21 protein-coding genes and 1 riboswitch are annotated in these 24,229 nt (G+C 35.9%); of the genes, 8 read left to right on the top strand and 13 right to left on the bottom strand.

Annotated elements, in window-relative coordinates; genetic code table 11:
• Nucleotides 1-91: 91 nt before the first annotated feature.
• A complete protein-coding gene (locus ABC255_RS02600) occupies nucleotides 92-1,093 on the bottom strand; it encodes a phosphatidylglycerol lysyltransferase domain-containing protein (protein WP_412991212.1) in 1,002 nt (333 codons plus the stop codon).
• Nucleotides 1,094-1,465: 372 nt separating this feature from the next.
• Here ABC255_RS02600 and ABC255_RS02595 point away from each other — a divergent pair, with 372 nt between their 5' ends.
• A complete protein-coding gene (locus ABC255_RS02595; RefSeq protein WP_412991211.1) occupies nucleotides 1,466-2,086 on the top strand; it encodes a DUF2238 domain-containing protein in 621 nt (206 codons plus the stop codon).
• Nucleotides 2,087-2,237: 151 nt separating this feature from the next.
• Here the strand turns inward: ABC255_RS02595 and ABC255_RS02590 are convergent, their stop codons facing one another.
• Both ABC255_RS02590 and ABC255_RS02585 read right to left on the bottom strand, forming a co-directional pair.
• Complete coding sequence (locus ABC255_RS02590) at nucleotides 2,238-2,561, bottom strand: phospholipase D-like domain-containing protein (RefSeq protein ID WP_412991210.1); 324 nt, start codon at nucleotides 2,559-2,561, stop codon at nucleotides 2,238-2,240.
• Nucleotides 2,562-2,986: 425 nt separating this feature from the next.
• Nucleotides 2,987-3,484 (bottom strand): LURP-one-related/scramblase family protein, encoded by a 498-nt coding sequence (locus tag ABC255_RS02585; protein ID WP_412991209.1) that lies wholly within the window; start codon nucleotides 3,482-3,484, stop codon nucleotides 2,987-2,989.
• A gap of 835 nt (nucleotides 3,485-4,319) precedes the next feature.
• Here ABC255_RS02585 and ABC255_RS02580 point away from each other — a divergent pair.
• Both ABC255_RS02580 and ABC255_RS02575 read left to right on the top strand, forming a co-directional pair.
• Nucleotides 4,320-4,490, top strand: coding sequence for a Fur-regulated basic protein FbpA (locus ABC255_RS02580; protein ID WP_412991208.1), 171 nt, complete (start codon nucleotides 4,320-4,322; stop codon nucleotides 4,488-4,490).
• Between the two features lie 222 nt (nucleotides 4,491-4,712).
• Nucleotides 4,713-5,312, top strand: a complete 600-nt coding sequence (locus ABC255_RS02575) for a hypothetical protein (RefSeq protein ID WP_412991207.1) — start codon at nucleotides 4,713-4,715, stop codon at nucleotides 5,310-5,312.
• Nucleotides 5,313-5,340: 28 nt separating this feature from the next.
• Here the strand turns inward: ABC255_RS02575 and ABC255_RS02570 are convergent, their stop codons facing one another.
• From ABC255_RS02570 to ABC255_RS02540, 7 genes are all read right to left on the bottom strand, one after another.
• On the bottom strand, nucleotides 5,341-6,984 hold the full coding sequence (locus ABC255_RS02570; protein ID WP_412991206.1) for a thiamine pyrophosphate-binding protein: 1,644 nt from the start codon (nucleotides 6,982-6,984) through the stop codon (nucleotides 5,341-5,343).
• 35 nt (nucleotides 6,985-7,019) lie between these two features.
• On the bottom strand, nucleotides 7,020-9,803 hold the full coding sequence (locus ABC255_RS02565; RefSeq protein WP_412991205.1) for a bifunctional diguanylate cyclase/phosphodiesterase: 2,784 nt from the start codon (nucleotides 9,801-9,803) through the stop codon (nucleotides 7,020-7,022).
• A gap of 335 nt (nucleotides 9,804-10,138) precedes the next feature.
• Nucleotides 10,139-10,357, bottom strand: a complete 219-nt coding sequence (locus tag ABC255_RS02560; RefSeq protein ID WP_412991204.1) for an alanine:cation symporter family protein — start codon at nucleotides 10,355-10,357, stop codon at nucleotides 10,139-10,141.
• Nucleotides 10,345-11,592, bottom strand: coding sequence for an alanine/glycine:cation symporter family protein (locus ABC255_RS02555; RefSeq protein ID WP_412991203.1), 1,248 nt, complete (start codon nucleotides 11,590-11,592; stop codon nucleotides 10,345-10,347). Before ABC255_RS02555 ends, ABC255_RS02560 begins: the two co-directional genes overlap by 13 nt.
• 887 nt (nucleotides 11,593-12,479) lie before the next feature.
• Nucleotides 12,480-12,845 carry a putative zinc-binding protein gene (locus ABC255_RS02550; RefSeq protein WP_412991202.1) on the bottom strand — a complete coding sequence of 122 codons (366 nt, stop codon included), beginning with the start codon at nucleotides 12,843-12,845 and terminating at the stop codon, nucleotides 12,480-12,482.
• A 233-nt stretch (nucleotides 12,846-13,078) separates the two neighbouring features.
• Complete coding sequence (locus ABC255_RS02545) at nucleotides 13,079-13,876, bottom strand: lipid II flippase family protein (protein ID WP_412998461.1); 798 nt, start codon at nucleotides 13,874-13,876, stop codon at nucleotides 13,079-13,081.
• 673 nt (nucleotides 13,877-14,549) lie between these two features.
• On the bottom strand, nucleotides 14,550-14,792 hold the full coding sequence (locus tag ABC255_RS02540) for a hypothetical protein (protein ID WP_412991201.1): 243 nt from the start codon (nucleotides 14,790-14,792) through the stop codon (nucleotides 14,550-14,552).
• 464 nt (nucleotides 14,793-15,256) lie between these two features.
• On the opposite strand from ABC255_RS02540, the gene ABC255_RS02535 reads away from it, so the two are divergent.
• Both ABC255_RS02535 and ABC255_RS02530 read left to right on the top strand, forming a co-directional pair.
• Nucleotides 15,257-15,463: an SGNH/GDSL hydrolase family protein gene (locus ABC255_RS02535; RefSeq protein WP_412991200.1), complete on the top strand. Its 207-nt coding sequence runs from the start codon at nucleotides 15,257-15,259 to the stop codon at nucleotides 15,461-15,463.
• Nucleotides 15,464-15,466: 3 nt separating this feature from the next.
• Nucleotides 15,467-15,940: an SGNH/GDSL hydrolase family protein gene (locus tag ABC255_RS02530; RefSeq protein ID WP_412991199.1), complete on the top strand. Its 474-nt coding sequence runs from the start codon at nucleotides 15,467-15,469 to the stop codon at nucleotides 15,938-15,940.
• 140 nt (nucleotides 15,941-16,080) lie between these two features.
• Here ABC255_RS02530 and ABC255_RS02525 read toward each other — a convergent pair whose 3' ends face one another.
• Nucleotides 16,081-20,079, bottom strand: coding sequence for a PAS domain S-box protein (locus ABC255_RS02525; protein ID WP_412991198.1), 3,999 nt, complete (start codon nucleotides 20,077-20,079; stop codon nucleotides 16,081-16,083).
• A gap of 76 nt (nucleotides 20,080-20,155) precedes the next feature.
• Nucleotides 20,156-20,245: riboswitch (cyclic di-GMP riboswitch) on the bottom strand.
• 205 nt (nucleotides 20,246-20,450) lie between these two features.
• Between ABC255_RS02525 and ABC255_RS02520 the strand changes: the two genes are divergently transcribed.
• Nucleotides 20,451-22,199 carry a hypothetical protein gene (locus ABC255_RS02520; protein WP_412991197.1) on the top strand — a complete coding sequence of 583 codons (1,749 nt, stop codon included), beginning with the start codon at nucleotides 20,451-20,453 and terminating at the stop codon, nucleotides 22,197-22,199.
• On the opposite strand, the gene ABC255_RS02515 is transcribed toward ABC255_RS02520, so the two are convergent.
• Nucleotides 22,191-22,553 (bottom strand): hypothetical protein, encoded by a 363-nt coding sequence (locus ABC255_RS02515; protein ID WP_412991196.1) that lies wholly within the window; start codon nucleotides 22,551-22,553, stop codon nucleotides 22,191-22,193. The two genes, ABC255_RS02520 and ABC255_RS02515, sit on opposite strands and share 9 nt — an antisense overlap.
• A gap of 448 nt (nucleotides 22,554-23,001) precedes the next feature.
• On the opposite strand from ABC255_RS02515, the gene ABC255_RS02510 reads away from it, so the two are divergent.
• Nucleotides 23,002-23,301: a class I SAM-dependent methyltransferase gene (locus ABC255_RS02510; protein WP_412991195.1), complete on the top strand. Its 300-nt coding sequence runs from the start codon at nucleotides 23,002-23,004 to the stop codon at nucleotides 23,299-23,301.
• 4 nt (nucleotides 23,302-23,305) lie between these two features.
• Nucleotides 23,306-23,698 (top strand): class I SAM-dependent methyltransferase, encoded by a 393-nt coding sequence (locus tag ABC255_RS02505; protein ID WP_412998460.1) that lies wholly within the window; start codon nucleotides 23,306-23,308, stop codon nucleotides 23,696-23,698.
• A gap of 222 nt (nucleotides 23,699-23,920) precedes the next feature.
• On the opposite strand, the gene ABC255_RS02500 is transcribed toward ABC255_RS02505, so the two are convergent.
• The gene (locus tag ABC255_RS02500; protein WP_412991194.1) at nucleotides 23,921-24,094 is read right to left on the bottom strand and encodes an asparagine synthase; all 174 of its coding nucleotides are present in this window, start codon (nucleotides 24,092-24,094) and stop codon (nucleotides 23,921-23,923) included.
• Between the last annotated feature and the right edge of the window lie 135 nt (nucleotides 24,095-24,229).

The raw sequence follows: 24,229 nt of genomic DNA, 5'->3' as shown, positions 1-24,229 counted from the left end.
GAGGATGAATCTCTAAGGTCCATCTAAGATCGTAATTAAACAAAATGAAGGTGTTTCTTGCATCGCGTTTTGCAAGAGCACCTTCCATTTTTCATCGTTTAGCGTATTTATAATTTTTTAGATAAACCCGGTACCGGTTTAAATTTAATTCTGGTCTAAACCGTTCTTTAAAAAAAATTAACCCTTGACTTCCCAGATCGCTGCCGTCGTTCATGTATTCAATAGAAGAATTGACCTTATAGCTTTCTTTTACCAATTCACATAAAAGCAACTCCGATAGTCCCTCAACCTTATGGTCACCTTTCCTAAAACACGTCCAAGATTGACCCGTTGTCAAACAACCTCCTGATGTCATACCAACAATTTGATTATCAATTTCAACAACTAACACAATGTGATCCAACTCATCTGGGTACTTTAAGATTCCCTTAAAGTATGTACCATCAAATATGGATTCATTTTGCTGTTTTGCCCATAAATTATTAAATTCCATTACTTTTTGATAGTCAGTATCCCTATTATATTTTCGAATAATAGCTTGAGGATATTTACGATGGAATTTATTGATCTTTCTGCGGACGTATGCGAATTCCTTTCCAGCCAAGGTGATGAGTTTTTGAATACTATAATGCCTCTCAATCCCCAATAACTTTTTAGGATCGAAAAGTTGATTAAATTCCTTGCCGGATTGTAAAAATTGCAGTTGGGCTTCGTTAATAGTCCGTATTCTGCAATATATCTGATTTCCCGTTAATTTGTTCAACTGAAAGCAGTAAACCATGCATTTATATAGAACGTTAACGACGTGTTCTGCATCTCCTTTCCCCAAAGGCAGACAAACAAGAGAAAGATATTGATGATGCACATTATAAAAAAACGGCACTAACATACCATCAATGATTTTCCAGACCGTTTTCCTGTTTCTAGACTGTGAAGATGCCCATAGGTAAGCAAAGTTAGAGGACCAGACGGTGGCAGGATATTCGCTTTCCTTAATAAACTTATCAAAAATAAGTTTGTCGTTAAGGTCAATTTCATTGAACAGCCATTGGCCAATGAATCTCTGCTTTGGGTTTTTATTAGATTGATTCATATTCCCCCTCCTAAGCGTACCTTGTCTTAAATCCGTTCATATATTTTATGAAATAATCAACAAAAAGAGCTGATTTATTTCGTCATCAAGTCATGAATGTATCTTATGATTGGCTTTGCAACGACAAGTGGTCTTTTTATATCATATGAAAAGGAATCTTATTTGTATTGGACAGGTATAGGAGGAAAGACACTCAATTTTTTGACGGACAGGATAGTATCCACGGGTGTAAGCAGCCATTAATGTATTTCATTTCAATATGTCAAAAGGGTGCTTGTCTTTTTTAGGAACCTAGCACCCCATATCTCTTCCTATATTTTTTAAATTTTTACAAATACTATATTCATCTTGTTTTCTGATGGAGTGATTTGAGTGTCACGTAAAAAAGCTAGTTCGTTACATTTTGTCTTGTTATTTGTTGTTATGCTTATTCTTATTTGGTCCTTGATTAAACCTGAGGAAGGTTATAAGGTCTGGTTGATGGAGGTTTCACCTTCATTATTAGTTTTAATATTCTTGATCTCAAGATACAATCATTTTCGCCTTACCACTGTTTCCTATTGTCTTATTACCCTTCTTGTCATTTTAACGTTTATAGGAGGGCATTATTCTTATTCCAAAGTTCCTCTCTTTACATGGCTCAAAGATTATTTTGATTTAAAAAGAAACCACTATGATCGGTTTGGTCATTTCCTTAAGGGTTCTATGGTCATAGTTATACTAGAGATATTATTAAGGAAAACAGCTTTACTGAAAAGTAAAACAACAAATTTTATTGCTCTATGTATAACACTAGCAATCGGGGCTTTCTACGAAATCATCGAGTGGGCAAGTACAAAAATAGGAAAAGAAGGGAAAGCCACAAAAGATTTTTTAGGCATGCAAGGAGACATATGGGACTCCCAGTTGGATATGACATTTTTATTGGCAGGCTCCATTCTTTCGCTTTTATTCACAAAGATTCTTTATAAAGAATTGGAAAAACCTAGATAATAGTTGGTATCTAGGTTTTTTCACTCTTTATTGAGGTTGCTATGCTCTTCGTCGAATAAACTAAATTTAGGGGGTATTATAAATAAATCGACTTGAAATTCTCTAGCACCTGGGGTCATTGATAAAAGTATAAAGGCCCAGTGTCACTCGCCTACCATTCTTCCAAATCATTACTATTCCATAATTCATTAAATGTGTCGTTCATCGATGAGGCTAAATCAGAATCGGCAACGGTTAAGAGGATTTCTTGGCTTTCTTTCGCAGATTCCTTCGTATAGTTAAAAGAACCTGTTACAACAGTTTGAGATATACCTCCACCTGAAATACCCTCTATTTTTATAAGGTAATTTTCAATTGCCCTATACAATATTATAGGGTACAACCTTAAACAAACCTTAAATCCAAATGAAATGGAGTTTCCTTTGTTGTTATTCATTAGACAAAATGCCTTAATTATTATATCAATTTTTGACAATTTTCTTTCTCCCAAGGAGGAGCAAATGCAGTATTAACAGCACGTAATGTAATTCTAATCAATCGATTAGTTAACCCCCAATCTACTAATCAAACGTTTGATTAAATTGCGAATGAACACCTTTTGTTAAAGCGTTTTTGCTTGATTTTATAAAAGGAACTTGTCGTAATAAAGTGATTACTTTTTTGTCTGCTCCGTTGAACTGACAATAGAAACTAGAAAAGTACCCAATCAGATAAAATTCTACTATTTAAAATACCACCTAGACGTTTGATTAAAAGTCCTTTGATCCTTAAAAAAAAGAACCTTTACCAGTTTCTGATAAAAGTTTTGTCGATAATTTCTTCCCTTTTAACCAGATTGGAAACTCTTTGTATGTTGCCTGTGATTTGGATACAGCTCATTTAACCACCTAACCGGCGCTTTTAAGTTGTCGCTGCTGAAGAAGCAGCTGCTTGGTCAGCCTTCACACAATCAATGGCAACAACAAGCGCAATAATAATGGTCTCCATCTCTTCATTCTCTATTTGAACCTTGTAGCTATCTCCCCATGTGAACCATTCCTTGCTCACTTGACCTACGACTTCACCATGCTGTAAGACCTGGAAATCCATATCCCACCAATTCCCATGTACTTCAATTCCTGCCGCGTCAATCGTATACAGTGCTTTAAGGAAGGAAAACTCCTTCTTAATCGTTAAGACCTCTCGACCATTCACCTCAACAAAAAACTTCGGTAAAAAACTGAATGCCTTTTTTGTAACACGTGCAACTTCATCTCTAGTTGTATTCATAATGGAGAAAGTCTTGGGAATTTGCATAAAACTGCCCTCCACGTAATATACATCCTTCTCCTGCTGATCCTTTACTGTAAATTTACCACTAAGACTGAATACCTTCTGCTTAATATAAAGTTCCTTCATAGTATGCCTCCCTCAAATTTGAATTCGTAAAACGACATAATCATATCTTTATCAATGGTATTATATATGGTAAAAAGGTCGAACATGACTCCTATCCGAAAGGGTGTATGAAATTGTTGATTATCATTAGTTTTTTGGTGTTTGCTTTACTCGGAGGATACATCATTTTAAGAGCAAGTGGCACCATTATTTTTATTGGTTTTCTCATAGGATTAGCTGTCATCCATTTGGGGATATGGAAAAAGTATGGCCTGGTGATAATACTTGGAGTGGTTATAATGATACTTTCATTTCTACTACCTTATTTTATGTTTTTCAACTAATTACTAGCATTCTCAGCTTCCTTAAGAATTAGATAAAAAGCATACGAGGTTTGAAGTTATGCCAAAAAACTACTTAATGCTACAGTTCCATTTAAATAAGAAGTCTTATCCGCAATAGAGTACCCAGTGAAGTAAATAAGGGGAGGTTTCCGCTTATGCAGTCAAGTCCTAGATTTTGTGTAAATATACGAGATTTTGCGTTTAAATCAAATTTATTAAGGGGAAATACACTTCGGGAGCTATAAATAAGTTCCATTAGGGTCTCAAAAACATTGCAATACTCTTTTTAAGGAAAGATACAATGATGATTCAGTATTGCATCGCTAAAGAAACGTTTACACATCAAATTGACTGCTTTTGTAGAAATAAGGAATGAAGAGTTATTTTTACATCATACAAAAAAAGTTAAAGAAACTAGAGATTTTAAGGTGAAATTAGAGAGCTATATAAATAATGCAGTCATGGTACAATAATCAGGTGCTCTAAATCACGTCTCTGAAGGAGCGATACAAATGAACAATTTTTCTGATAGAGTGAGAGGTAATGAAAAACAGCTAATCATCCATCAGTTACTAAACATGGAATTTTATAAATCATCTGATGATCGTCAGTTATATGAATTAACATTACAAGAATTAAAACATGAGTATAATACGTATGTGATAAATAGGAATTTTGAATAAAGGAAGATTTAAATAATCGGAAGCTTCACACTTAAAACAATAATATGGGGGAATTTTGTACATATGGTTTGAATGAATCCTCATATTATTGTCAGCCTATTGTGCTTCACTTTTTAAGTCGATTAATGTGCCAACAACGAAAATTTATAGACTTTTATCCCTTTTTTTGTGTAAATGTATAATGATAAAGTGCAAATATTTTAAGACAGGAGTTTGTGGTAAATGATAGAAAAAGACACAATGACAAAGGTCGATATAATGGACAAATACATAGATTCTTATCAAGAAGAAATTACTAGTTCTGAGATTTGCAGCATTGTAAAGTCCATTTTTAAATTGGATTTAGAATCAAAACCTGTCCTACTTTCGTCAACAGAGGGCACCGCTAAAATGGCCATAGATTCAGGCCTTGCTCAATTCGGAAAGAATGTCTCAGGGGCGGAAATTCGTAAACTAATCAATCAAATTTTTGGCATTAACTTAGATGCGATATCCTCTTTAGATGGTTCAAGAATCTCTTTATTTTCAAAAGGTCAGTGGGTAATTCAACATGAACAAGACCTATTTGTTGTTCATACTGGATTAGGAGATGTCGATGTAAAAATTTTTCCTACCGACTATTTCTCGGAACAAACGGGATTAAACGAGCTGCCAGAAGACCTGCAGCAATCACTAACGAGTATTGGGTTCTACTACGATGAGAAAGTCGGGAGTTATTACTACTCAAATCCTTCTGGGGAAGCCATTCCAGATGCCTTTAAGGGGCAAACAATAGGAACGATCCTAACATTCATTCGCCATTCATATAAAAAAATCATATAGGGCTGCCCTATATGATTTTTTTGTAATTTTATTTTCCAAAAGAAGATAAAAATTTGACCCGATCTCCCATAGGAGGAGTATTGTTATCGACTAGAGCTACCTCTAGTACTGCAGGTCCATTTAAATCAATTAAGCTATTTATAACATCTTGATTGATATCTTCTAATTCAGTTACTCTGAAGCTTGGTATATTCATAGCCGCAGCAACCGCACTAATATTGATTGGTTCCTGTTCAAAAGATGAATGCGTCCTGCGGAATTGTAATGAATGTCCATGATAGACCATCCCTAAACGGGCATTATTCATCACAATAAACAAAATTGGGAGATTATATTCTTTTGCCGTTGCTATTTCCATCCCGTGCATGAAAAAGCAGCCGTCCCCTGTAATACATACAACAGGGCGTTTTGGATCTGCTAGTTTTGAACCGATCGCAGACCCAATCCCGCTTCCCATAGCGCCAAAATGCACATTAATATTATAGGTATCCGAATCTAACACCTTCATATGATGAATGACATAGGACATAAATTCACCTATATCAATGGTATACCTAGTGGATGCCGGTACATATTCTTGTATAGTTCGAAGGACATTTTTCGTGTTATATTCCACCATATTCTCAACTACATCTTTTTTCTTTTCAATAACAAGTTTAGTGCTTTTCTTTGGTAACCCTAAAGTCCTTAATTCTTCTATAAGGAATAATAAACTTAAATCTATATCACCTAGTACTGGCATATCAACCTTATATTTTCGATTAAATACGGACTGGTCAAAGTCCATTTGCACCGAGAAACGATCTCTTAAAAGATTACTATTATAATTATTGGTTGCTGTCTCACCTAAACTTGAGCCCACGATCAATATTGCTTTTCCTTCACCTTCATTAATTAATCTTGAAGCAGCTTCATGACCGGCAAAACCAAACACACCGACCAGAAGAGGGTGTTCCTCGGGGATATAGCCCTTTGCTTGCGGAGTTGTGACAATCGGCCAATTCAGCAGTTCTGCTAACTCTACTAAATGCCCAACAGAGTTTCTTATTCCCTGTCCTGCAAAAATATAACCTTTTTCCCTTTTTAATAGTTCTCTAGCCACATCTTTTATTGTGTCTAAATCAGGAACTATAGGTAATCTTTTAGGCGGATTCGGTATTTTGATATTTTCGACATTCGTGTGTTGCACATCAATGGGTATCGCAATGTGTACTGGACCTGGCACTCCGGAAATAGCTATTTCCGTTGCTAATGCGACTTCTTTGAGTACATCCTTTACATCATTAACGGTAACACTATATTTTGTAACGGACCTGAAGACTGGTTCTACGTCTAGTTCTTGTGATGCATTCAAGCCTACCGTATTAACAGGTACAGCCCCTGTAAGGAATAAAACAGGTAAATGCTCACGCATGGCATTGGCAGCACCTGTTACAAGATTTGTAGCACCTGGTCCGCTGCATCCTATCGCTACACTCAGCTGATTGGTGTATTTAGCATAAGCAGCCGCCATATAGGATGCTGCACCTTCATGCTTTGTGACAATCGGTGTTAGTTCAGGCATGTCATAAAGCTCATCAAAAAATGCATTTACGGAACCTGCTGGAATACCAAATATATGCTTAATTTCATTCGCTTTTAAATATTCTAATACGATTCGAGCTGCTTTCATGTTCTTTCCTCATTTCCTTATTATCTATGTCTCTATTAGGAAAAATATTTTTTTGCAATATCTTCAGCCATCATTGGCCTGCTGAAAAAGTATCCTTGCATCAGATAACAATTTCGAGCAGATAAAAATTCTACCTGTTCGGTTGTCTCAACACCTTCAGCAATAACGTCAAGGTTCAAATTCTTAGCCAAAGTAATGATGGTATTCGTAATGGCCGCATCATCTTTTGTCATATCCTGTACAAAGGATTTATCAATTTTCAATGTTGAAATAGGCAGGTTTTTTAAATAACCTAAAGATGAATAACCCGTGCCAAAATCATCAATCGCGATGTTTATTCCGAGTCCATTTAATTGCTTCATTGTTTTTAAGGTTAATTCAGTATTTTTAATGATTAAATTTTCAGTAAGCTCCAGATGTAAATACTTGGGAGCCAGCTCCACTTTCTTTAAGACGTCTTTTACGATAGAAAATAAATTACTCTGTTCAAACTGACGAACAGATAAATTCACGGACACGCTAATTAATGGATAGCCTTGATCATGCCATTCCTTTAATTGCCTGCAAGCCTCTTTTAAAACCCACTCACCTATGGGAACAATTAAACCGGTTTCTTCCGCAATTGGAATAAATTTATCCGGTGATATCATCCCATGTTCAGGATGGTTCCATCTGAGTAAAGCCTCTACACCCTCAATCATATTTGTTTTACAGTTTATTTGCGGTTGGTAATAGATAACAAGCTCTTCTTGTTCTAAAGCCTTATACAAAGCATTTTCAAATTTGATACTTTCAAAGGTTCGGGTATCCATCCCCTCACTAAAGAAATGATAGCTATTGCCTGATATTTCTTTTGATTTGTACATGGCCGTATCTGCATTTTTGATTAAGATTTCAGTCGAATCACCGTTATCAGGAAATATACTAATCCCAATACTTGTTTTCATATAAATTTCATTATCTACTAACGTAAACGGCTTAGAAAAAGAATCGATGACACGGTTCACTACCTTTAATACTGCATTTTCATTTTTAATATTTGGTAAATAGATGGTAAATTCATCTCCACCCTGCCTCGATACGGTTGCACTTTTTGGAACACAATCTCTTAATCGGTTTGCAACATCTCGCAGCAGCATATCCCCAATACTATGCCCTAGGGTATCATTCACCATCTTAAAACGGTCTAGGTCTAAGTACAGAACCGCTAATTTTTCTCCATTCATTTGTGCGTAGGTAAGCCCTTGATTTAGTCTGTCTTTTAAAAGAATTCTGTTTGGTAAATCTGTTAAATTATCAAAATAGGCATGATATTTAATTTCTTCCTCCATTTGTTTCCGTTGAGTGATATCTTTGAAGGTAACAACTTCCCCTACAATCTCATTCCCTTCCTTTATAGAAGAAATTACATATTCAACCGGAAAACTGGAATTGTCCTTTCTAAAAAATTTCTCATCTTCATAACATTGATTCCAATTTCCATCAAAACAAGATGAAGCATGATGTTCACTACTTATTTCGCTGTATTCAAAAATCAGACTGGCCGGTTTTCCGATTAATTCAGACTTTGTTTCATACCCTAACATGGAGGCACCAGCTGGATTACAGAAGGTTATATTTTTATTAAGGTCTAAACCGAATATCCCTTCGCCAGCGGAATTAAGAATTAATTCCTTCTCACGGCTAAGTTGCTGTAATTCAGTTATGACTCGTTCCAGTTCCTTATTTTTCACAGTAATTTCCGAGGTTCTCTCCTCGATCATGACTTCCTGCTTTTCCATATATAAAAGGTTTGATAGCGTGGAGGCTGTTGCGTCAACAATAGATTGTGACAGCTGTATTTGTGCTTCAGAATAATGCAAATCGCTATCACCTAGATTAACAATTGATACTTGCCCTAAAGCCTCGCCCATTGAAACCAAAGGTAGCATAAAGAGGCCCTTCATTCCAAAATTACGACAAACATCATGGTTTGGCCGTGGATCTGCATAGACATCTGGAATCAAGATTGGTTTTTTGGTTTCAATAACCTCTTGCATGACTCTATCATTGCTTTGGTCGATTTTTATCTTATTATGTGTCTTGATCCAATCTTCTTCTGTCCAGTCAGAATCCTTACTTAGCTTTGCCGGTCTAATTTTCCTCTCCGCTATAGGGTCTAGTAAATGAACGCCAGTATTATAATTGTCTAAGACCTTCCCTAAATAGGTAAAACAGGTGTCTAGACTTTCCTGCATCGTGGAACACATGGATAGCTCACGTGTCACATCTAGCAAAAGCTGCTTTTCGGTAATGAGGTTCTCTTTATGCGTTAAATTGTTCGCATTTTGAATGGCAACGGCCGCCATATTCACATAGGCCTCAACCGTTTGAATTTCCGATTCTGTTAGATTCATAGGAATTCCATAATCAAATAAAAAAACAAGACCAAATAGCTCTTCTTCAAAAGAGATAGGAAGAACAAATAAAGATTTAATTTGAAACCCTTCAACAGCCCGCGGATCCGGCCTGTTATCCTTTGATGTATCAGGAATGTAGATTGCTTTTTTTGTTTCAATCACTTCTTTTGCTAGTAAATCGAAATCTGTATCAATGACATGCATATCCAGAGTCCAACCATTAATAACCTCGGGTTTTCCTACATATCCTCTAAAAGTCCCATCCTTCTGCGGCAAATAAATACCAACAGAATCACATTGGACGATTTCTTCAGAAATTGCTATTGTTACTTGTTCCAATACTTCACGTAAATCCAGCTTCGTATTGATCATTTTGGTTATATTCGCAAGTCGAGAATACCTCGTTTGTTCCTTTAACATACAGATGAACTCCATTTCCTTGGCATTATCAGTTTGCACCGAAGTATGAATCCCTAAGTAAAGTCAATCAACACCCAACTTTTATACTATGCTTTTCATACTAATTCGACAAAATTATTTATATTTCTCATTTTATATTTTTTTCTGTAGATTTAATATAGAAATTATCAAAAAATCATAGGTCCAAAGGGACAGGAACCTCGGTCCAGGTACAGAAGATTCGTTGCCTATATGAATCCTTAAGTGAAAAGAGATAATTATTTAAAAGGTAAAATCCCCCTTTTACTCAAAAGGAGGATTTTACTTTGTTATTTTTGAGGTAAATTTTTAACCCCTTAGTTTATTAATTCTTTAGAGTTGGATACTCTCATTCTTGGTATAAAAGCTTTTTTAGCTTTATATTCTTTTTCCCAAAAATCGGCACCTTCAATTCCAACCTTTACTGGGTCAAAAACGGGGTCTTTACCAGCTTTCTTTTGCTTTTCATAATCGTTTAATACCTTTAAGGCCGGCTTTGTTAGAAATAAAAGGGTGATAAGATTTAACCATGCCATCGCTCCCAATCCAATATTGGCCATTCCCCATCAAGTGACGCTGTTTGCACGCTTCCAAAAAAGGCGATGACGACTAAAACAATTCTTAAGACCGTCTTAGGCCAAGCAGCAAAACTCTTTCTTTTTAGCATGATAAAAGCAAGGTTTGTTTCCGCTTTATAGTAATAAGACATGACTGTTGTAAAGCAAAAGAATAGAAGGGCAAGGGCAAGAAATGCAGCACCATATCCAGGGAATACTGAGTTAATCGCTTGTTGAGTGTATAAAGTTGGAGTTGAACTAACATTGAATGTATCGGTAATGATAATCATAAAAGCAGTTATAGAACAAAGTAAAATCGTATCAATATAAACAGAAAAACTCTGAACCAATCCTTGTTTAACAGGATGAGTTACTTCAGCAGCACCTGCTTCGAATGTTTCACTGCCTACCCCTGCTGCATTTGAATAAGCTCCTCTTTGAACCCCCCAAGAAATTGCCTGACCAATCGTCCCACTAATGGCAGCATCAGCTCCAAAGGCACTTGAAAAAATAAGGGAAAAAACCTGAGGTAATTGCGAAATGTTTAACATCACAATGATGATTCCGACTAAGGTATAACCAATTGCCATAAACGGTACGACGATTTCCGCTGCTTTTGCAATTCTTTTAACCCCGCCAAAAATAATAATAGCAAGAATACCTGACAATCCAATTCCAGTGATGACGGGATCGATTCCAAATGCTTCATCCATTGCAAGAGAGACAGTATTGATCTGTAAACCAGGCCATAAAACTCCCATCACGACCAAGGTAATAACGGAGAATAGTATAGCAAGCCATTTTATTTTTAACCCCTTATCAATGTAAAAAGGGGTACCTCCACGATATTGTCCATTTACTTTTCTTTTAAAAACCTGCGTAAGCATTATTTCAATAAACGAGGTAGCACCTCCTAAAAGCGCCATAACCCACATCCAAAAGACAGCGCCTGGTCCCCCCAACGCAATTGCGGTGGCTACACCAGCAATGTTACCTGTTCCAACTCGACTCCCCAGAGACATGGATAGTGCCTGAAAGGAAGATACACCAGATTTAGAAGAATGACCTTTAAACGTTTGCTTTAGAATATCCTTTATACTCCTTACTTGAACAAAACGAGTAACAATAGAATAAAATAACCCTAATCCTAAAAAAAGATAAACCAATATTGGACTCCAAAGGATCCCATTCAGCCAATCAACAACTTCTTTCATTTTAAATCTCTCCCTTTATAATATATTGAATATTCTGATTAAAAAACCTATATATGTCCTCTTCCATTTAATAGTTGTTTAAGTAACAATAACAAGAGGAGCCTGATATTCTGAAAAGTGACAATCACCTTTTACACTAAACCATCATCTCGACAATTTTTTTGCTAGCCAGAAGGAGCGAATCCAGTATTAACGGCAAGTAATCCATTTCTAATCAAACGATTAATTAACTTCATTTTTACTAATCAAACGCTTATGTAAATGTTGTATAAACCCCATTGTTCTATCAACTTTTGCTCAATTTAACGAACGGAACTTGTCAGAAAATTTTCGTGATTTTTTCAATTGCTCCTTAAAGCTGACAATAGAAACCAATAAAATCCACACCCCGACAAACTTCTTCTATACTAATACCCAACTAAACGTTTGATTAAACATGCCTTAAATCGTTCTGAAAAAAGAACTTTTTCCTGTTTTCGCGTAAAAATCATGTCGATTATAAATTCTCCTTTCGACCACCTTCAAACTTGTTGGCAATTTACGGGAGTTAGAGGAAATAACATGCAGAAAAACCAAGGTCACAAAAATCATTAATCAACTTCGTGAAAAATTCTTATTCTATTGCAAATGTAAAATTAGGCCTCACACAGCTGTTATGAATATCTCTAATTCTATTCAGAATGACAGTACGGTAAACAAATTTTAATATGGAATGCACTGATATTTTCCATCCATATTATTGTTTATTACACAAATAAAAATCACCCCTGTTCAAGGAGTGACTATACTGGGCTGATGCTGCTTCCTCATACATAATCCTATGTATAAAGCAGTATCTATTTCATCCATTTTATCTGAATCCAATTTCCTGCCTTCCAATCACCATTTTAGAGCGAGGGGTGACAGACACCAATTATACGATGATAGGCACTTTCAAAAAGTTCAGGATCAGGGTCTTTCCCGTTTATTTTTGGAACATCAAAGTCAGATAGGACGAAATGATGTTGTGGCTCGACATCGTGCCTGGCTAAACAGCTCTTCACACAAGATAATGGACATCCATCAATAGCAATAATCTCCCGCCCGGATTTTGCGGTTCGTACAAGCGGCTTCACATCTCCGCCAACTCCGGCAATACAGGACATTTCTGCTACCTTTTCTCGATCCATTTTAATCGCAATCATATTAGCCGTTTGTGCAGCCGAAGAACAACCAGAGCATGAATAGACAATCGGTAAATCAGTTCTTTTCATCACTGTACCTTCCCTCTCTCATATTTTTAACAGATTAACTATTTTGTCTATTATATTGCTCTTGGATTTCAGTGTCTGTGATATATTCAACAATTCAGACTAATTTAATTTATTATTTTGGCAAACTAGGATACAGTCTTAAAAGTTGCATAAATAGTTTTTTAACTTTTTGGGATCATATCAAATGACAACGATTTTATGAAACCTATTCCCGTTTTAATATATTCTCGTTCTTATCCTATGATTCTACTTACCCACGAGATCAACCAAGCAGAAGGAATTAACAAAAGATGAGCCAGTAATGTACCGAAAAATCTCGCTATCATTAGCCAAGCATACGTCTTGGCTATTTCCTCTGCTCCATTTTCTTTATTTAAGGCGCGTTCTGTCATTAAAGCGATTTGAGGATCTAGTAAAAGAGTTAAAAGAATCGTTGCGATCCCATTTACTACGCCTGTTGCCATATTGGCAGTTGTACCGTGTTCTGGAGTCAATATCGACGCATATAAAGCTGCCAATACACCAGAAGTATAAATAGCCGTAACCACCATATTAATGAGCATAATGCGTTTAGGAATTCCGCCAACACGAAGTCTATGTATCATTTGAAACCTGGGACGTCTTATATAAGAACTTGTTCTTTTTAATTTATGTATATTCGATGTTTTCATTAAAGCTATGGCTGAGCCTTCTATTTCCAAGCGTTCAATCATTAACATAGCTAGACGAGTACCCGTGGGATATAAGAATAGTGCGAACAGAGTACCGATAGAAGCTGAAAATAATATGATATGGAATATCCCTAGGACATCAATCGTTGAATCAGCTTTCGCTCTATCTACAATTACACCAATGATGGGAGCTTGAAACATATTCGAGGTACGCGCAATAAGTAAAACAATACCAGTAAGAGACAAAGCAACAGCAATCTTTTTTAGTCTTATTCCCCCTAAACGAATACTATATGTCAACGTTTCGGTTGCATGGATAATGATTGATAAGAAAATAATGATTATTAATTGTACAGTCAATTTATTCACCGTCTATATTCGTTTTATAACACACTCCATATTATACCAATGCACTATCTAGTACTACACCTTTTTCTCCGGTAAGTTCTATACAGTAGGTATACAGTAGGTATACAGTAGGGACGGTTCTTATGGTCCACATTGGTATCAAACAACTAGATAAGTCTCCATCTCTAATACCTAAACAACTCATTAAAAGCCATTAGAACCGTCCCTACGGTCATGCGGCCTCTTTATTTTTCATTGAAATCGCTTCTGCAACTACCTTTACTCCGCCTTTAGCGACTCCTCCAGCAACCCAGGTTACTGCTTTACTGAATCCTCGTAATACAACCATTGTCTTTTACTCCTATTTATCCTTATTTACGGAGTGAATGAATCAAGGTAGGAGTTTTTATGACCAAAACGACTAATGTTCTGGTGGATTTGCTTTCGTATAGTTTGTTTTGTTTACACGTCTTTTGTTCGCTATATTCATGGTGGTAAATTTCATTGACATGGAATTAATTTTAGCCGCATTCATGTTGGTTTTCCTCCTTATATTTAATCTTTATTTATCGACATGTCTATTAATTTTAGCCGCTTCGTGATGATTTCATTTACCTCCTTATCGGTTATTTCTGACATGTCTCTTATTTTAGTTGCATTCTTGCTGCTTACTCATACCCAAATTTTAATGCAATGTATAAACTGTTATGATTGTGTCATTCTTAACGATATACTTTACACCTTTATAAATAAAAGCGATTTCCTTTGAACCGTTTTCAGATTCTGTGATTAAAGTGACACTGCTTTTATTTATTTCTTTGTTTGCAAAGCTCTCTGCTTCTTTACGTCCCATGGATTTAACTCTATTCTTTATACGGTCAAATGCGTGGTCGGAAAGTTTTAGTTTTGCACGACTTTTCTTTTTCACTGGTGTTGCCTCCTAGTTAACCCTCTCCTTTTCATCATTCACTCCATTATTATTTTAGCCACTAATATTCAGTCTCTTTCAACTATTGGAAATTTATTTTCATGTCTTGGTGATATAGAGTTTGATAGGAGAGTTGTGTCAAGGTAATGGATAAACATCTAAGGAGTGAGCAAATGAATCAAAGGAACTTAACTGAAGATTATCGAAAGGCTATACTAGCAACTGCTAGTCAAATCAACTAGCAGGTAGTATCCGTTATCCATTTCTCATTCTTTGACTTGCTTTAAAGTTACGAATTAAAATGCTTGGCATAATACTATTACTCTCACCTTTCCAGCTTGCTTCATCTAAATTGCTTCCCAGTTATTTCTTCTGGATAATATACTCCTGTTCCCATAGAAAAACACCCTCCTAAAAATCATATTGTAATAATATGACTTAGGGGGTGAAAAGGAGAGGGTTTTGTGGTTAGTATCAAGGAGAAATTAATTTACTATGTTGCGCTAGGAGATTCACTTGCTGAGGGGACTACACCATTTGGTGAAAAAGGTAAAGGATACCCTGCATACCTAACAGATAAATTGAAGAATTCAGGTGCTATCCAATTTAACAATTTCGGAGTACCTGGATTTACTTCGGAAAATTTAAAGAGAGAGCTGCTTGAAAACTAGTATATGCGTGATGCTGTGAAAGCAGCAACTATAATGACAGTGAATATTGCCAGCAATGATTTTTTCTATGCTCTGCAAGAAAATCCGAATAGTGCAGGGGAAACGTTAAAGCAATTCGCCGAAAACATTTCTACTATTTTAAAAGAAATAGATCATCTCAACAAAGAGGTACAAGTCTATGTGTTGGGATACTATAATCCTTTTCAACGATTTACTGATAAGAAGAAACGTAAATTAACGAGAATACTGAATTTGGTAAATGACTTAACCAAAGGAAAAACAGAGGAAAGAAAGTATACTTTCGTTGAAACTGAACGCATCATAAACGAAAATTATGATGAGTGTTTGACCAATCCAGAAGATTTTCATTTAAGTTCAAAAGGATATCAACTAATAGCACATGAAATTTTTCAGCTGTTGCAGTGGAATAAAATACCATATGTTGGTTTTGAAAAGATTGAAAATAGTTTCAATTAATCACTATATTAGATATTATCCTAGCATCCCCCATTCATCCCTGTAAGAATGCAAAAAAAGGCTGTAGAAACAGCCCTTTTTAGCGCTTTGCTTTTTTGCAAATCAAACTATTTAACTTTATCTACCAGTTCAATAAGCATTTAGTTTATAAATGTTGACGTATTTGTATTATTGGGGTCACCATTCTCAACTAAAGCCAATGGCAGCCTAACCTCAACTGTAGTACCATGATTTTCTTTACTTTCAAATGTCAATGCTCCTTTATGTTGTTTGATAATCCTAAAGCAGAGCATCAACCCTAATCCTGTTCCTTTTTCTTTGTTGCTATAGAAAGGTTCTCCTAGTCTTTTTAATCGTTCTTCGCTTATTCCATTTCCATTATCCCTTACCTGAATGATGAGATGATCTTGATGGATATAAGCTTTGACTCCTACGAAACCATTTTCCTTTTTATCGGTTGCTTCAAAACTATTCTTGCAAAGGTTGATTAATACTTGTTTCATTTGATTGGCATCACACATAACCAATGGGAGGCCTGGTTCCATCTCAAATGATAAAGTCACATCATTAAGGAGCGTCTCTGATTCTAGTAATGTTTCAATTTCCTTTAACAATGAAGGGATATTGACTAGTTTAGGTTGGATTTCTTGTGGTTTGGCAAGTGAAAGAAACTCTTTTATGATCTCCTCAATCCGATTAAACTCGGTCAGGATGACTTCAAAGTATTCATGTTTGATGATGCCTTCCCGGAATAATTGGATAAACCCTTTAATAGATGTTAGAGGATTTCTGATTTCATGTGCGACTCCTGCGGCCAACTCCCCAACTAACGACAATTTCTCAGCATTCCATAGCATTTCTTCCGCTTTTCTTTTCTCTGTAATATCTTTCGCTATCACCATAATGTGTTCCAATTGGTCATTTTCACCTATGACTGGTGTTCCTGTACATTCAAATAATTTCCATTCACCATTTGCATGTAACAGCCTAACATCAACCTTCGCAGGTAATTTAGTCGTGATTACCTCCGTTAATTGATTCATAGTAGAGTCCAAATCCTCAGGATGAATGAGATTTAATGTACTACTTCCTTCAAAGTATTCTGGCGTATAACCAAGGATAGATTCGTGGGATGGGGATGCATAGATCCCTCTCCTATTTATATCGAATAAGATTATGAGATCTGTCATGTTTTCAGCAATCAACCGGTATTTACTTTCGCTTTCCAGCAAGGCTTTTTCAGCTTTCTTACGGTCGGTAATATCGATACATGAGGCAATTACCTCCACTACTTCGCCACCACGTTTAATTGGGCTTAACGCCGCTAGATATGAAATTCCATTCAGCTCATCTTCATAAATTACATGTTCTTCCCCATTCCACGCTCTCTGGTAGTAAACTTCCTTTTTCTCAGCTTTCTCTCTCGGAAGAAAATCCTTCAGCTGTTTTCCTACAACAAGACTCGGAATAAGGCCTAAGCGATACAGTAGTTCACCGCCACATAAGGTGTGAATAAATTTATCGTTTATATTTTTAAATTTAAATGTCATCCCCTGCTGCAGGCGAATCGTTTCATTTAATTCTTCCTTTGCGATACGTACCAATTCTTCAGACCACATGCGTTCATTAACATCTTGCGAGATTCCATATTCATTGACTACGTTTTGAATGTTCATGATAGTATGTTCTAATTCGTTTGCTGTAAGTGGCTTCGTAAATAGATACCCTTGTCCTTCTTCACAAAGATGTTCCTGTAGGAACACAAGCTGCTCCTTTGTTTCAATACCTTCCGCAACTACGTTTAAATTCAAATTATGGGCCATTGAAATAATAGCCTTTACAATCGTTTCATCATTCGGATTATTTTGCAGTCTCCGGATAAAGGACTGATCAATCTTCAAAGTATCCAAAGGAAACTTTTGTAAATAATTTAAAGAACTAAAACCAGTCCCAAAATCATCAATACTAATGCGAACTCCAATCCTTTTAAGCTTTTGTAAGGTTGAAATGGTGCGTTCTATATTCGCTGTTATGCTTTCGGTAATCTCTAATTCCAAGTATTGGGCCTCCAACCTTGTCTCGTTCAGGATCCTCGCAACTGTTTCATCTAAATTAGAAAGTGTAAATTGCTTAGCTGATAAATTGACAGAAATCGTGGTGGTAAAACCTTTTTGCTGCCACTCTTTATTTTGCTTACAAGCAGTATATAAAGCCCATTCACCAATAGGAATAATGAGTCCTGTTTCTTCGGCAATCGGAATAAAGGTTCCAGGTGGTACCTGTCCCCATTTTGGATGGCTCCAGCGGATTAAGGCTTCTACACCGACAATTTTTCCTGTTTTCAAACTCACTTTCGGCTGATAGTGAAGGAGTAACTCCTCTTTTTTAACGGCTTTATGAAGATCCATTTCGAATTCTAAGGGATTGATATTGAAAGCCTGATTCTTCGATGAATAAAACTTAAAATTATTTTTTCCTTCCTTTTTAGCTTGGTACATGGCAAAATCAGCATGCTTAATTAACGTTTCCACCGTTTCTCCATCTTCTGGGAATATACTGATCCCAATGCTCGGAGAAGTATAGATATCATAATTTTGAATCTTAAATGGAGCAGCTACAACATCCATAATTCTTCTGCACACCTTTGCAGCCACATCTCGATCAGCGTCTTTAAGAATAATAATAAATTCATCTCCACCTTGCCGAAAAACGATGTCTCCATCATTTAAAGAGGCGTTAAGCCGTTGGGCTACTTCTTTGAGCAATTCGTCGCCTGTATTGTGACCGAGGGTATCATTGACCACTTTAAATCGATCAAGATCCATAAATAAAACAGCCACTTTTTGGTCTCTGTTTGCAGCACTGACCAGTTCGCTTGTTAGACTTGAATTTAACTTATTGCGATTTGGCAAACCGGTTAAATAATCATGGTAGGCCATATGTTCAATGGCTATTTCTATTTCCACCTGTTTCGTAATGTTCTGAGCTAACCCAAAAACACCATTCACTTCTCCATTTACGAAAATAGGTACCATTGTCACATTTATATGAATGATCGAACCCTTCCTATCCACTATAGAGGTTCTAAAATTTTGTGCCTCTCCTTTTATGCATCGGGCAAAATGATCTACTACTTCTTCCAGTTTTTCAGGGACAATCAATTCCTTAAAATTCATCGGCTTTAATAGTTCTTCCTTACGATACCCCGTTTCTTCTTCACAAACAGTATTAAAGCTAGTAAAATGACCATCCAAATCAAACGAGTATACACTGTTGTCATTATGTTCGAAGAGCGATTTATACCGTTGGCCGTTTATAGCTAATTGTTCAAGTAAGATTTTCTTATCTGTAATGTCGATTCCAACCGCCATAATTGCTGGTTTTCCATTAAATAGAATTTTTGTTCCAGAGGCTTCTACATCAATGGTCTTTCCATCTAAGGTCAATAATTTACATTCGCTCGGGCCAACTTTTCCATTTACTAACGTTTCCTTAAAACGGTCCGATAAGATTTCCTTGCTTTCCGGATGAATAAAGTCAAATATCTCCCTGCCAACCAGCTGATTCTCATGAACGGCACCAAGCCCCTCTAATCCAGCACGATTGACCAGAACGATTTTTCCTTCTTGATGAACAAAGATAGCTGTTGGTGACACTTCTACTAAACTACGATATTGGTCTTCACTTTCTATTAGTGAACGATACCTGTTTTCGGTCATTTTAAGCTGCTCTTGTAATTTCAATGTCTCTCTTTTTTGTAAGGTAATGTCATTTACAGAACCGCTTATGGCGATCACCTTTCCCCCTTCATCTAAGATTGGCTGAGAACGATCCTGCACCCATCGAACTTTACCATCGGAACGAATGATTCGATATTCTACAACGGTTGACTCCCCTACTAATTGCCTGCTACTTGCATTTTCAATTATCCATTTGTCTTCCGGATAAACCGATTCTAACCATACTGTGGGATTCTCCATGAAATATTCTTGCGTATACCCGTATATGGATGCATTACCTTTAGATACCCATAAAGTATCTTCTAGTAAGTCTTTATACCAGATCGCTAGTCCAGGGTTATCGAATATTTTATGTAAGTTATTTTCATCGAATCGGGAAGCAATAAATCCAATATTCATTTAAATACCCCAATCTTTATGTAATAAAAAAAGAAGACTATTCCATTTAGAACTAGCCGATCAGGTCATATCATTATTCGGTAACCCGGCGATCATAGTTATGGTTTATAACCATAGACCCGTAGCTTTGCGTCCTCACCTTTCAGTAAGTTTGCCTTTATCGTATTTTTTTGTTTATTTCAGTATTTTCTGAGACTATTATCTATTATACAATTATTGATAATAAAATAAACCACCTACTATTTGGGGCTATTGGTAAAAAGGGCCAAAAGGGCCAAGGGGACAGGAACCTTGGTCCACTACACCAAGGAAGTCACTTTATAGTAAAATATGTATATATCATTTTGAATATAAGGAATGAATAAAAAAGAATGAATATGAATATTTCAATAGATTCTACTGTACCCAAACCAGACCCTAGCTTTTTGGATGCGATACTTGTGGCTTACTCACCCACTAGTCCGTATTTCTGGATTTCAATCGTTTATTGGATGATAGTTGCTTTCGTTATTCAAAGTAAAAAATATAAACTAGAAAAATTCGAAAAACTGGCTGCACTTTTTTCAGCACTTGGTTTGTATATATTGAGTACGATATTTTGTATTTCAAAAGCTTATACATTTACAATGGGAGAAAGTTGGGGAGATATTGGACCGCTTGGAGATTTAATTGGAGGAACGACAGTAGCATTTTTCACTTTGGCTTCACTTATGCTTCTTGTCGGAACAGTTCGGACACAAAGATCTGAAATGCAAACAACCAATGATATGATACATATTCAACAAGTAGAACAAACCTATTTTTCAGCAATATCATCCTTTATGGAACCGCGAAACCGATTAATTACCATGCCTTTAATGGATGAAAACAAGCCAATCCCATCTAAGTTAAAAAGTAATTTATTATGTGCACCTTGGCTAGATTCATCTCTGCAGCACCCAATTGCATATAGTAAAAATTATTCTGAGATTCTACCGCAGGAACTCAATCAATTAACAGTGCTACAATATAATAACTCGAGACTATATCAGATATTATTCTTACAATCTGTTATAAATAAACCAACGAAGTACATTCGGTTTTATGGGTTCACTTCCTGGTTTGATATTCTGTTGCTTATTCATTTTAAATCTAAAATAGAAACAGGGATCGAAGAAATCTATGATGAAATTAAGGACTTTATCGATAATTCAGGGATTCCTTATTACGAAAGTGCTGAAGCTATTCTTTCCGAAAATCAGGAGACAGTACCTTCTCAAATGTTTTCTTATTTCACCGACCACTTTGACGATCATTCAGTGGACATCGTGTTTAAGTGCTTTAATTTATCCATGCATGTCATAAAAAAGACTGATTCAGAAGAAGATGCTTTACGAATGGTAAAGGCAATACATTATGAAATCCCAGTTTTTGCAGTAAAGAATAAACAATCATTCTTTAAAGATTTACCAAGTACTTTACAAGCGTACATGACCATTCCACAAAGCACAGCATTCCTTCAGTTTTATGATGAATTCAAGTGGATTATTCGGTATTTAACAACGAATCTAAAGCACTATAACCCAAACCGTGCTGATTTCATTTCTAAATATCAACTATATTTAGATCACTTACGTAATAAACTGCTCGAAGAAGACTTACTATGCATCGCGATCTTTCTCGCAATTGAATACGATACAGCCTTATATAGCGGCTATCAATCTTGGGCAGATTCAAAGGTATTAAAAGACTTACAGGATAAACATCTCGACGTTCACCCTAAATATTTTGCTGTAGATTTGAATCATTCTGCACTTTCAATTGAAAGCCTCAAAATTGAAGCAACACAAAAAACAAAAGAAGCATTTATTTCGGCGTATAAAAAAGTTGAAGACGAAATAAATAGAGTGGCTCCGAAGATATTAATCGACAATCAAGCCATTATTCAATTACAAAATGACTTATTTGAATCCAAGTTCTTTACTAAGCTTAAAACAAATATCGATCTAGGGTGTATGAAAGAAACATTACTTCCCAATGAGTACATCAATAATAGGAATAGTAAGGATATAGAGATACGCTTAAAGAAAATGCTGCTTATGGATTATCAAGAAATCTATGACGTAATTACTCTAGACTAAAGTACATTCACAGGAATCTATATAAAATAAAACAGAGCTGATTGGTGCATTAGCTCTGTTTTTATATGGTTTAGATTGGAGGACCAAGGTTCCTGTCCCCTTGGTTCTCCCATCTGGCAATCCTTTTTCATTTAACTCTCCTTCATATACACTAGAAAAAGAATCATTATAGTGGTAGGTTCCCTTCGTGGCAGCATCCGCCTTACCTTCCACTACACCCATTCCGATGATTAAAACTGTTATAACAGAATTTAATAACCATTTCTTACTTGTCCCCATAAATACAAGACAAAGATTGATGATTCCTATCACCATACATAATGCTAAAAAAACGATCCCCTTTTCCACTATCACTTAAAACTCCTCCCATTTTTGATGTGAATTCAGCTTTACTCCCCAAATTTTCAATGATTACTTGAAAATACCATCTAGCCAGACTTATTATACTACGAATATATTACTGTGCAGAAAGTACTACATAATAAATTTAAAAATCATTGTACTTGTTATCAACGATAAGTATTGGGTGATAGTTTATATAAATCTATAAGTTTTTTTCAAAAAGAGCTAGTCAATTCTAGATTATTTGTCGATAATATTAATGCAGCTTGTTACTCCTAAGCAAGTTGCTAGTAATATTTCACTAGGGCTGTCCATATTAGACAGCTCTTTTTATTCAACTCGGACCAAAAAAGCAAGTTTTTCTTTGGTTAAGATCTGGGCTTAAAAGGAACCATCCAATTTATCAAATCATATTATGCAACTAAGATAAATGGAGAAGGTGGTTCTCATTAGGGCTTCAATGTATTTAGATTTTCTATCCAAATTTGGCGTTAGTGGAGCACATCCTGGTGGTATTAAACTAACAGAGGAAATATTTGAGAACGAAAAGATTAACAAGTTTTCTCACATCTTAGATGTAGGTTGTGGTACCGGCCAAACAGCTGCCTATTTAGCGGCACGTTATGGTGCAAAAGTAACAGGGATGGATATTAACCCCATAATGGTAGGAAAAGCAAAAAACAGAATGATAAACTACCAATTACCAGTGGAAATTATTCAGGGCTCGATAGGAATGTCCGTTACCAGACGGTCGATATGACTTCATTATTTCCGAATCTGTTCTTTCTTTTGTCAACAAGCCTAGTGCACTTAAGGAAATATTTCGATTATTAAAGCAAAACGGTCGGTTTATTGCAAATGAGCTTACCGTTAATAGGAGGATCGGTGCCAATTACGAGGAGGAAATTAAACGATTTTATGGGTTGGATTCAATCCTCATGGAAATGGATTGGATAACCTTATTTGAACAGACCGGTTTTAAAAATATAAAAACGTTTTCAAAAAAACCTTCTATCCTCCACAACCAGTCAACGCCTGAATTTCAATACTCAGAATATATTGAACCCGAATTATATGAGATCATGCTTCAACATTTGAATTTAATGGTAAAATATCAGGGAACTTTGGACTACAGAGTATTTTCATGTACGAAATAGACATTTAGAAACGTTCATATGGAAAACAACCATCATGAAAATGCAATTCATCTTTTAAAGAGAACTCAAACCCGATTAATGGACACCTAATAAAAAGTGCCCCTTAATCGGGTTTTTCTATGTCTCCTGAATGAAAACCCGTTTATAGCTTTCGTTACATAACTAGAGTAAGGATATAAGTAAATAAGAATAGACGAGCACTCAATGGTGCTCGTCTTTTATCTAACGTCGATGTTCCACAAGATCGATGGCCCCTAACACAATGTGTGCAAGACCGAATCCGAAAATCGTATTGGCTATCATTTTGTTAGAGCCTCTTTTTTGTTTTAAGGCATATCCAGTTGCTGTTACCGCCGTACCTAATACCGTTGGAATCAAGCCCTCGCGAATATTCATGAATATCCCTCCACATCGAAGTTAGTGGTGTTTATACACCAACTAATACTTTTCCCTTTTTGCTCATTAATTATTATTAATTAGTAAAAAGTAAAATTGGCTCCTTACAATCTCTTACCATTTTGGTTTACTATC

The sequence above is a fragment of the Neobacillus canaveralius genome, from assembly GCF_047237705.1.
In the GTDB taxonomy this organism is placed as follows: domain Bacteria; phylum Bacillota; class Bacilli; order Bacillales; family Cytobacillaceae; genus Neobacillus; species Neobacillus niacini_K.
Note: the sequence above shows the minus strand (reverse complement) of the source record. Positions and strands in the feature narration are given on the sequence as shown.

Excerpts from the sequence above, each read along its gene's own strand:
- ABC255_RS02530 (WP_412991199.1), top strand. The coding sequence starts at position 15,467 with ATGCGTGATGCTGTGAAAGCAGCAACTATAATGACAGTGAATATTGCC.
- ABC255_RS02520 (WP_412991197.1), top strand. The coding sequence starts at position 20,451 with ATGAATATGAATATTTCAATAGATTCTACTGTACCCAAACCAGACCCT.
- ABC255_RS02500 (WP_412991194.1), bottom strand. The coding sequence starts at position 24,094 with ATGAATATTCGCGAGGGCTTGATTCCAACGGTATTAGGTACGGCGGTA.
- ABC255_RS02510 (WP_412991195.1), top strand. The coding sequence starts at position 23,002 with ATGTATTTAGATTTTCTATCCAAATTTGGCGTTAGTGGAGCACATCCT.
- ABC255_RS02570 (WP_412991206.1), bottom strand. The coding sequence starts at position 6,984 with ATGAAAGCAGCTCGAATCGTATTAGAATATTTAAAAGCGAATGAAATT.
- ABC255_RS02525 (WP_412991198.1), bottom strand. The coding sequence starts at position 20,079 with ATGAATATTGGATTTATTGCTTCCCGATTCGATGAAAATAACTTACAT.
- ABC255_RS02565 (WP_412991205.1), bottom strand. The coding sequence starts at position 9,803 with ATGTTAAAGGAACAAACGAGGTATTCTCGACTTGCGAATATAACCAAA.
- ABC255_RS02560 (WP_412991204.1), bottom strand. The coding sequence starts at position 10,357 with ATGGCATGGTTAAATCTTATCACCCTTTTATTTCTAACAAAGCCGGCC.
- ABC255_RS02580 (WP_412991208.1), top strand. The coding sequence starts at position 4,320 with ATGAACAATTTTTCTGATAGAGTGAGAGGTAATGAAAAACAGCTAATC.
- ABC255_RS02600 (WP_412991212.1), bottom strand. The coding sequence starts at position 1,093 with ATGAATCAATCTAATAAAAACCCAAAGCAGAGATTCATTGGCCAATGG.
- ABC255_RS02585 (WP_412991209.1), bottom strand. The coding sequence starts at position 3,484 with ATGAAGGAACTTTATATTAAGCAGAAGGTATTCAGTCTTAGTGGTAAA.
- ABC255_RS02550 (WP_412991202.1), bottom strand. The coding sequence starts at position 12,845 with ATGAAAAGAACTGATTTACCGATTGTCTATTCATGCTCTGGTTGTTCT.
- ABC255_RS02575 (WP_412991207.1), top strand. The coding sequence starts at position 4,713 with ATGATAGAAAAAGACACAATGACAAAGGTCGATATAATGGACAAATAC.
- ABC255_RS02555 (WP_412991203.1), bottom strand. The coding sequence starts at position 11,592 with ATGAAAGAAGTTGTTGATTGGCTGAATGGGATCCTTTGGAGTCCAATA.